Annotated in this window: 8 protein-coding genes; 2 read left to right on the top strand and 6 right to left on the bottom strand. The window is 63.5% G+C overall.

Annotated features, from left to right (window positions below; genetic code table 11):
• Positions 1 to 49 precede the first annotated feature (49 nt).
• The 3 genes from EPO09_RS08525 to EPO09_RS08515 all read right to left on the bottom strand — a co-directional run bounded on the left by EPO09_RS08525 (position 50) and on the right by EPO09_RS08515 (position 3,340).
• Positions 50 to 820, bottom strand: a complete 771-nt coding sequence (locus tag EPO09_RS08525) for a hypothetical protein (protein ID WP_290642139.1) — start codon at positions 818 to 820, stop codon at positions 50 to 52.
• Positions 821 to 911: 91 nt separating this feature from the next.
• Positions 912 to 2,372, bottom strand: a complete 1,461-nt coding sequence (locus EPO09_RS08520) for an NYN domain-containing protein (protein WP_290642137.1) — start codon at positions 2,370 to 2,372, stop codon at positions 912 to 914.
• 68 nt (positions 2,373 to 2,440) lie between these two features.
• Positions 2,441 to 3,340 (bottom strand): DUF1571 domain-containing protein, encoded by a 900-nt coding sequence (locus tag EPO09_RS08515; protein ID WP_290642135.1) that lies wholly within the window; start codon positions 3,338 to 3,340, stop codon positions 2,441 to 2,443.
• A 64-nt stretch (positions 3,341 to 3,404) separates the two neighbouring features.
• On the opposite strand from EPO09_RS08515, the gene EPO09_RS08510 reads away from it, so the two are divergent.
• A complete protein-coding gene (locus tag EPO09_RS08510; RefSeq protein WP_290642133.1) occupies positions 3,405 to 4,094 on the top strand; it encodes a TetR/AcrR family transcriptional regulator in 690 nt (229 codons plus the stop codon).
• A gap of 39 nt (positions 4,095 to 4,133) precedes the next feature.
• Here the strand turns inward: EPO09_RS08510 and EPO09_RS08505 are convergent, their stop codons facing one another.
• Positions 4,134 to 6,092, bottom strand: a complete 1,959-nt coding sequence (locus tag EPO09_RS08505; RefSeq protein WP_290642131.1) for an ATP-dependent helicase — start codon at positions 6,090 to 6,092, stop codon at positions 4,134 to 4,136.
• Between the two features lie 10 nt (positions 6,093 to 6,102).
• Positions 6,103 to 7,068, bottom strand: coding sequence for a ribosome biogenesis GTPase YlqF (gene ylqF, locus EPO09_RS08500; protein ID WP_290642129.1), 966 nt, complete (start codon positions 7,066 to 7,068; stop codon positions 6,103 to 6,105).
• A 107-nt stretch (positions 7,069 to 7,175) separates the two neighbouring features.
• Between ylqF and EPO09_RS08495 the strand changes: the two genes are divergently transcribed.
• A complete protein-coding gene (locus tag EPO09_RS08495) occupies positions 7,176 to 8,000 on the top strand; it encodes a MipA/OmpV family protein (protein ID WP_290642127.1) in 825 nt (274 codons plus the stop codon).
• Here the strand turns inward: EPO09_RS08495 and EPO09_RS08490 are convergent.
• The coding region (locus EPO09_RS08490) for a tRNA-dihydrouridine synthase (protein WP_290642125.1) at positions 7,970 to 8,606 on the bottom strand (637 nt) is incomplete at its 5' end. The genes EPO09_RS08495 and EPO09_RS08490 overlap by 31 nt on opposite strands.

Raw genomic sequence — 8,606 nt, 5'->3', positions numbered from 1 at the left:
GGGCGTTTGCGCAAGGCCTGCGCTGGTTCAAGCCGGGGCTGGTGGCGGCTCAATCTCCGCCACAACCACCGCCGCAGCCGCCGCCACAGGAACTGCCGTCGCCCCCGCTGCCACCGCCGTCGCTGCCGCCATCACCGTGGCTGCCAGAATGGCCGTCCGAGCCGCCATAGTCAGGGCCGGGGCCATCGTTGTCCGACAGGCCTGCTGTGCCGCCGTCCACGTCGTTGTCGCTGAAGTCGCCGCCGCAGTAGACGGTTGATCCCTCATCCCGCGCTTGTCCTTCGCGCCGCACGCCGCTGCAGTCGGCCACGTACACAAAACCGTTGGGGACCTGGTATTTGCTGTCCAGCGCGAACAGCAGCGGCAGGCGTGAAGGCTTGCGCGGGTTGATGTTTTCTTCCTGGCAACTGAAGCGCCAGCATCGACGCAAGCCTTCGTTGCCCAATCGGCTTTGCTTGAGCACGACAGCCGGGGTGTGATGCAGGAAGCGGCCAAAGGCCTGCTTGCAGAAAGCCTCGTAGTGGCGCGTGTAGAGAATGAACTCATGCCACAAATCATCGGCGATCTGTGAGGGCATGGACACGTAGCGATGGCCGCTACGGTGGTAGGCCAGGAAGAACTGGCGCAGCCCGCGGCTGACCAGCTCCATGTCTTTCTGGGTGAGTTGCGGGTGGTGCTCGATCACCTTGGCGAACACACCCTTTGGAAACGCGAAGTGGCGGATGAAGGCTTCGCGTTGAAGCGTCCGCTGGCGTCGCCAGAAGATGAAAGCCAGCGCGCCGACAGGGATCAGCGCCAGCGCCGTGATGGCTGCGTGCATGTGATGAAGTCCTCCCCGAAGTGTGGCCAGTGTGGCGATGTGGCCTGTACGGCTCGTCTATCGCTCACACCTCGTGTTGCCACGGCCCGGTTTATTCCGCGGCCTGCTTGGCCGCAGGCTTGCGAGGGCGGCGCGAGCGTGAAGCGCTCTTGCGTGCGGCAGGCGCGTCATCGGACGAGGGCGCAGCCTGCTCTGGCGCCTCGTTGGAGGCCGCCTTGGCCGGTGCGGCCTTGCGTGCGGTGTTGCGGTTGCGAGCCGAAGCAGGCGACCGAGCGGGTGCTGTGGCTGGTGCGGCTTCTGGCGTGGTCGGTGGTTCGACTTTGGGTGCGGCTTTCGGTGCCGCAGCACCCGGGGCGTTTGCTGGTGCCGCATCGACGGCTGGCTGTGTAGCGCCTTGCTTGTCGGCCGATGGCTGCGCACCATCACGGCCGCGTGCGGTCTTGCGAGCCGGGTTCTTGGCGGCGCTCTGGCGGCCGCCGTTGCGCTGGCGTCCACGCTGGCGTGCCCCCTGGCCTTCATCGCCTGCGGGCTGCAAGGCGTTGTCAGCGTCCTCACCCGCCTTGGCGCCTGTAGCCGAGACAGCGTCCACATCGGCGTTGTCCGCAATGTGGGCGGCGGCATCCTTGTCAGCCGTATGGGCGAAGGCGGCAGGCTTGTTGTTCTCCGAGTTGCTCACAGCAGGTGCTGCGGCCGATGGGGCGGGGGCAGTTGGCTCAATACGCGGTGCGGCCGTGCCGGTGCCACGCGACACATAAGCGCCTGATTTTTCATCGCGCCCGAAATCCAGCAGGCCGCGTTGCTGCGCATCTTCCAGCAGGTTGCCGAAGGTGCGAAAGCCATAGTAGTTTTCGTTGAAGCCGGGGTTGCGGCGCTTGATGGCTTCCTTGAGCACGGAGGCCCAGACGCGGCCACCTTCGTCGCGGTCGGTGACGAGCGCTTCGTAAGTCTCTGCGGCCATCTCGACGGCCTTGGTGCGGCGCAGGTCCATCTCCTCGCGGCGGCGGCGGTCTTCTTCCGGCGTGCGGCGTTGCTGGGGTTGGTCTCGGTTGTCTCGGCGTGCGGCCTGGCGCTGGCTCTCGCGCACCAGATCGTCGTAGAAGATGAATTCGTCGCAGTTCGCGATCAGCAGGTCGGAGGTGGAGTTCTTCACGCCCACGCCGATCACGTACTTGGCGTTCTCGCGCAGCTTGGATACCAGGGGTGAAAAGTCTGAATCACCCGAGATGATCACGAAGGTGTTGACGTGCGACTTGGTATAGCAAAGATCGAGGGCATCGACCACCAGGCGGATGTCGGCCGAGTTCTTGCCGGATTGACGCACATGTGGAATCTCGATCAACTCGAAGTTGGCCTCGTGCATGGCGGACTTGAAGCCCTTGTAGCGTTCCCAGTCGCAATAAGCTTTTTTGACCACGATGCTGCCTTTGAGCAGCAGGCGTTCCAGCACGCGCTTGATGTCGAACTTATCGTAGTTGGCGTCGCGCACGCCGAGGGCGACGTTTTCGAAGTCGCAAAACAGCGCCATGCTGATGTTGTCTTGGGGGATGGCCATGTTGTTCTCTGTGGTCTTTGTGGGCCGAATCATCACATGCCCAGAGCCCAACTTCGCGCCATCAACGATCAAAACGCATAGTTGCTGTTCTTCGGGTCGAAGTCAGTATCGGTGAAGCTGGCTGGCACGACCTTGTCGAAGCTGATGCGTTCGATCATCTCGCCTCGTTCGTTCCAGGATTCGATCATGCGTATCCAGGGTTGTTGCAGGTTCACATACACCTTGGACTTGGCCGCGTAGGCCCCCGTCATGCCCGCTGGCGTGACCCAGGTCAGGGCGATGGTGCGCTCGCCATTGACCTTGGCCACTTCGATCTGATTGGGCGCGGTGGGCTGGCCTTCCTTGACGCGCATCTTGTGGCTGTCAACCAGGATGGCCACCACGGACTGCATGCCCAGATCGCGCACCGTGTGGTTGGAGTTGCCCTTGGCCATCGATCCGTCGATGGCCGACCACATGGAGGTGATGTTGAACAGCCCGCCCAGGTGACCGTAGCTGGCGTCCTTGCGTTTGGTTTCGTCGTAGATGATTTCCTGGCCGGACTTCGGGCTGTCCTTGAGCCACTTCATGTAGACCTGACGGGGCTTGTGGCGGTACTTGATGTAGTTGACGAAGGGCTGGCCAGCCCACGTGCCACCCAGGCGTTCCTCGCGCTTCATCCACAACTCGTATTCGTTGAGCTGCCTGACGCCCACATCCAGATAACCCGAGTAGGTTTGCGGGGCGAGCTGGCTGAAGGTCTTGATCAGTTGCTCGTCACTCATGGCTTGCAGCGCGCCGGTCTTGATCTTCTGGACCAGCACTTCGTCCTCTTCCATGCTGGCGTTCGATTCCGGGCCATGCGTGGCCGCAGCGGCTGTTGTGGCTGCTGTTGTAGCCGCACATGCACCCCAAGGCGCCAAGGTCAGCAAGGCTCCAGCCAATGCCAGGCCACTCACGATGTGAAACGGGGAGCGGTTTGTTGTCATGGGGACTCCTGCGAGCATGTCGATGGTGCTAGTATAAGGAAAGAAAAATTTCCTAAATGTAAACATGCGCCACTCATCCCGCAAACCAATGCCCGTGCCAGGCCCGGAATCTCGGGTGTCGCGGCGTGGCTATGGGGGGCGCAGTGCGCAAGAGCTGTTGCAGGAGCGGCGAGAACGCCTGATGGCGGCCGGCCTGACGCTGTTTTGCTCCGTGGGCTTTCAGCACACGCGCATCGATGCCATCTGCGCCGAGGCCAAGGTTACGCCCCGGCACTTTTACGAGCAATTCGATACCCGCGAGGCCTTGCTGCTGGCGATCTATGAGCAGGTGGTGGCGCATGCCCGCAGCCAGGTGCAAGCCGCCTTGCAGACGCCGGGCTTGATGCCAGCCGAACTGATCAACGAGGCCATCCGAGCCTTTGTGCGCGCTTACACGGAAGACGCGCGCCACGCCCGCCTGGCCTGTGTCGAAGTGGTGGGCGTGAGCGCCGACATGGCCCGCCGCCGCCGCGCGGTCATCCACGAATTTGCAGGCTTGATCGAGGCCTACGCGAACGCCATGGCCCAGAGCGGCTTGCTGCCCAAGCGGGACTACGGTTTGTCCTGCCTGGCCATGGTCGGGGCCGTCAACGAGCTCATGTGTGAATGGCTCATGGGCGAAGATCCGCCCTCCGTGGCGGCCTTGACTGACGAGTTGCTGTCGATGTTTGCGGCGCTCGTTCTGGGCGCGCGGGCTTTGTTGCCTGATGCCTGATGTCTGCGCCTGGGGGGGGCGGTAGCCAGGCGTGGCTGGTCAGAGCAAGCCGGCGTCCACCAGGTACTGGCTGGGCCGATGGCGGTCGCACAGGATGGTGAGCCGCTGGCGCGCGCGCGTCATCCCCACATACAGCAGGTTGCGGTTGTCGGTCGTGTTGCCACCGACAGCGAACTCGCCCTTGTTGAGCCCCGGCAGGATCACATGATCGAACTCCAGGCCCTTGGCCGCTTCGATGCTGGAGAGCACGACGCAGTCCTTGCCGCGCATGCCTTGCTGGCGGATCTCGCGTTCGTTCATCGCACGGAAGAAGGATTCGACATCATCGTAGGTGGCGGCTGAATCGATCAGGCCTTGCACATTGGCGCTGACCTGGGCGATGTCCTGGCGCTGCACCATCACGCGTGCAGCCAGTGCTTGCGGCGCCAGCGCGGCCACAAAGCGTTCCAGCAGCACGTGCGTGGCATTGGTGCTGGCGATGTCGATGGCCGCTTCCAGTTGACGGCGTGCGGCCTCGCTGGCATTGCGCAGGATCTGGTTCTCCAGGAATACCTCGACCAGTTCAGGCGTGTGGGCCACGCTCTTGATGGCCTCGTGTTCTTCCTTGAGCCTGTCTTCCTGCGTGTCTTGCGCGCTCTCCACATGGGATCCTGCAAACGTCAGCATGGCTTGCAGCACCCGCATGCGTGTGTCGATGCGCTCGATGCCGGCAAAGCTGTTGCGCGCGCAGGCGATGAGGCCGCGCACGAACAGCACTTCCGGGCGCATCAGATAGGTGTCGAAGCCACAGGTGCGGTAGTCCACGCCCTTGTCGAGCAGGTGGTTTTCAAGCGCGACCGACTGATGCGGCTGGCGCAAGAGGATGGCCAGATCGCTCAAGGTGGCTTTGGGCCCCAGGCCTACGCGCTGTTGAATGAGCTCGATGATGTGGCGGTGCGCATCGCCAACATGCTCGTAGCCCACAAGCTGGATGTCGGTGGCGATGCTGCTGAGCGATTCGTAGCGCTTGTCTGCCAGCTTGCTGACGGAGGCGGCCAGCTTGGGGCCAAAGCGGTAGGAGGCTGTCAGTGGCAGCCGTTCGGCTGTGCCGATCTCGCGGTTGAATGTCTCGCCCATGAAGCCAGCCTCGGCGCCGGCCACCGCATGGATGACCTGATCACGGTCGCCTACGCCCACAAAGGCGGTCTGCGGGTTCTGGATCAAGAGGTGGCGCAGCACCGTGAACATCGCCCGGTTGGTGTCATGCATCTCATCGACCAGCACCAGATGCAGCCCCATGGCCAGCGGGTGGGCTTGATCCGCAAAAGCGTCTTCGTCCAGCAACTGGCAGGCGAGGTCATAGGTGGCGTCGTGCGGAGCGCGGAAGACAGGGTGATCCGGGTGGCCGCCTCGGCGCAGGGTCTCGTAAGCCCAGAAGCTGCGCAGCGTCAGGTAATCGAAGCCCAGCTCGTTGGCCAGATCGGGCGTGAGCACCTGATCTGCGGCTTCCATGAACCATTGCAAGGTGCCTTTGAGGCGCGAGAAAGCTTGCAGCAGGCTTTCCACCATGGCCTCGCCATTGCCTTCCACGGCAAACTCGTCAGCATGGCGCTCGTCCACGTTGGACATCACCCGATCGATCGCCTGCAGCACGTAGGGCTTGAGCTGCTCGGGCCGCTCGTAGTGGTGCACGCTGCCGCCTTCAACGTGCTGCAGGCGTGCGCGGCAGAAGTCGTCAAAGGTGCGGATCTTGAGCCGGTTGCGGACGGCTGCGGGCAGGCCAATGCGTTCAAGCGCCTGCTTCAAGGCCAGCACGGCGGCATCGGTGTAGGTGAGGGCGAGGATGCGGTCGGCATCAGCGCCACGCTCAAGCGCCTGCGCCAGCCGCAGGGCCAGCGTGGTGGTCTTGGCAGCACCCGCATTGGCTTCCACGATGACGCGTTTGTGCCGCCCCAACTGAATGGCCAGTTGCTCGGCTGTGGGCACGATGCCCTTGGGGACGAAGCGTGCGTCGCTCATGCGCTGGGCTTCAGTCGGCTTGCTCGATGTCGTCGTCATCGTGACGGCGCCCGCTGCCCTTCTTGTTCAGGCGGGCGGCCTTCTTGCGTTGGCGCTCAGCCTCGGCTTCTTCGGCCACGGCTGCCCACTGCGCGAACTCCTCGGGTGTCTCCAGCGTGATGGGCCCCAAGATGGCGCTGCGGAAATCATTGAGCACGATCTCGGCGGCTTTTTGCAGGTTGACGCGGCCACCGCTCATCACGGCACCGCGCTTGCGGCCGATCTCCGTCAGCAGCACATCGTCGTGAAGGGTGGGGATGCCGGCCACATCGTCGAGCTTGTAGCGCGCAGCCAGCAGGGCGGCGTAGGGGCCCTTCAGCCTGGCCAGCAGCTCCAGCGCCACTTCTTCTTCGTCATAGGCATTGCGGCCCACGGCGCCGCTGGCGGCCAGGTTGTAGCCGCCTTGCTCGATCGTGATCTTGGGCCACAGCATGCCGGGCGTGTCGAACAGGTAGAAGTCGTTGGCGAGGTTGATGCGTTGCTCGATCTTGGTGATGCCGGCTTCGTCGCCCGTCTTGGCGGCCTTCTTGCCTACCAGGGTATTCATCAGCGTGGACTTGCCCACATTGGGGATGCCGCAGATCAGCACACGCAAGGGCTTGGCCATGCCGCCTCGATTGGGCGCCAGTTCGCGGCAGGCCTTGATCAGGCGCTGGGCCGGGGCGGTGTCGCTGGCGTCCAGCGCGATGGCCTGTGTGTCGGGTTGCGCGTTGTACCAGGCCAGCCAGGCCGTGGTGCGCTCGGCGTCAGCCACGTCCTGCTTGTTGAGCACCTTGAGTTTCTTGCGCGTACCGGTCAGCTCGGCCAGCATGGGGTTGGCGCTGGAGCCCGGCAGCCGTGCATCGAGCATCTCGATGACGACGTCGATCTCCTTCATGCGTTCGATGATGGCTTTCTTGGTCACGTTCATGTGACCGGGGAACCAGTTGATGGCCATCGGTGTGTTCTCTTTCCTGGGCTGGGTGCGCGCAGATGTGCAAACCCGCCATTGTGCTTGTTTCTGGGTGTCAGAATGCCGCTCATCACTCAAATGGAGCGCCGAGGATGTTCAAACGCGTAGGGATCTTCATGTTGTCCGGGCTGGCCTTGCAGGCCTTTGCCGAGCAAAAGCCCAAGTGGGAGTTGGGGCTGGGTGCCGCGGCCATGAGCTTTCCTGATTACCGCGGATCGGATGAATCCCGCGTCTATGCCTTTCCCATTCCTTATGTGGTCTACCGGGGTGAAAAGATCAAGGCGGATCGCCAGGGTGCACGCGCGGAGTTGATTGATTTTGGCGATGTGGCGCACATCGATCTGGGGCTCAATGGCAGCATCCCCGTCTCCAGTGTGAAGAACCAGGCTCGCCAGGGCATGCCCAGCCTGTCTGGCGCGATCGAGATCGGGCCGGCGCTGGAGGTGCACTTCTACAAATCGGAGGGCGACCGCGTTCGTTTGAAGATGCGCGTGCCCGTGACCTACGGCATCACCTTGGGCAACGGAATCGGCAGCAACAGCTGGCAGGCCAGCCCGAACCTCAACCTCGATATCCGCGATGTGGCCGGCTTGCCTGGCTGGAACCTCACCATGCTGACCGGGCCGATCTACGCCACGACGCGGCGCCATGCGTATTTTTATGACGTGGCGCCGCAGTACGCCACCGCCGAGCGGCCAGCTTATAAGGCCACTGCAGGCTACTCAGGCGCGCAGTTCGTGGCTGGCTTGAGCAAGCGTTTCGACAAGACCTGGGTTGGCGCGTTCATGCGCTATGACAACCTCAACGGCGCTGTCTTCCGTGACAGCCCCTTGGTCAAGACGCGCAGCTATCTGGCGGGCGGTGTGGCCGTGGCGTGGGTGTTGGGTCAGTCTTCCGAGATGGTTGACGCTGACTGAGTCTGTGTCGCGCAGGGTGGTGCGCCTTCGCACCAGCTCTTCACGATCGGGTCGACCAGGCGCGAGTCCGTCAAGGTGCGGATCTGCATATAGGCCTCTTGCGCCTCGGGGTGGCGCCGGCGCATGTAGTTGAGCCATTGCTTCATGCGGCCTGTGCGGGCGCGAGGCTCGACATTGGCCAGGATCAGCTGCCAGAAGTAGCCCAGCAAGGGCTGCAGGCTGGACCAGTCTGGCTCTGCGCTGCCACCAGTGGGCAAGCCCTGATCGAACAGGATGGCCAGCGCCAGCCCCGGATCGGCCACGATGCCGCGGCCCAGCATGATGTCGGTGCAGCCTGACACGGCCACGCAGCGGCGCGCATCGTCCACGTTCCAGATCTCGCCGTTGGCCACCACGGGCAGGCGCACAGCGGCCTTGATGTCGGCGATGCGCTCCCAGTAGGCGGGTGGCTTGTAACCATGCGCCTTGGTGCGCGCGTGCACCACCAGTTCGTCTGCTCCGCCGGCTTCGACAGCGCGGGCGCAGTCTTCGGCCAGATCGTCGTCGTGAAAGCCCAGTCGCATCTTGGCGGAGACGGGCACGTGCGCCAGGCGGTGCCTGCGCACG

This window comes from Aquabacterium sp. (assembly GCF_004297345.1).
GTDB lineage: Bacteria > Pseudomonadota > Gammaproteobacteria > Burkholderiales > Burkholderiaceae_C > Aquabacterium.
This window is presented reverse-complemented; position numbering and strand designations above follow the sequence as displayed.

Excerpts from the sequence above, each read along its gene's own strand:
- EPO09_RS08525 (WP_290642139.1), bottom strand. The coding sequence starts at position 820 with ATGCACGCAGCCATCACGGCGCTGGCGCTGATCCCTGTCGGCGCGCTG.
- EPO09_RS08520 (WP_290642137.1), bottom strand. The coding sequence starts at position 2,372 with ATGGCCATCCCCCAAGACAACATCAGCATGGCGCTGTTTTGCGACTTC.
- EPO09_RS08515 (WP_290642135.1), bottom strand. The coding sequence starts at position 3,340 with ATGACAACAAACCGCTCCCCGTTTCACATCGTGAGTGGCCTGGCATTG.
- EPO09_RS08510 (WP_290642133.1), top strand. The coding sequence starts at position 3,405 with ATGCGCCACTCATCCCGCAAACCAATGCCCGTGCCAGGCCCGGAATCT.
- EPO09_RS08505 (WP_290642131.1), bottom strand. The coding sequence starts at position 6,092 with ATGAGCGACGCACGCTTCGTCCCCAAGGGCATCGTGCCCACAGCCGAG.
- ylqF (WP_290642129.1), bottom strand. The coding sequence starts at position 7,068 with ATGGCCATCAACTGGTTCCCCGGTCACATGAACGTGACCAAGAAAGCC.
- EPO09_RS08495 (WP_290642127.1), top strand. The coding sequence starts at position 7,176 with ATGTTCAAACGCGTAGGGATCTTCATGTTGTCCGGGCTGGCCTTGCAG.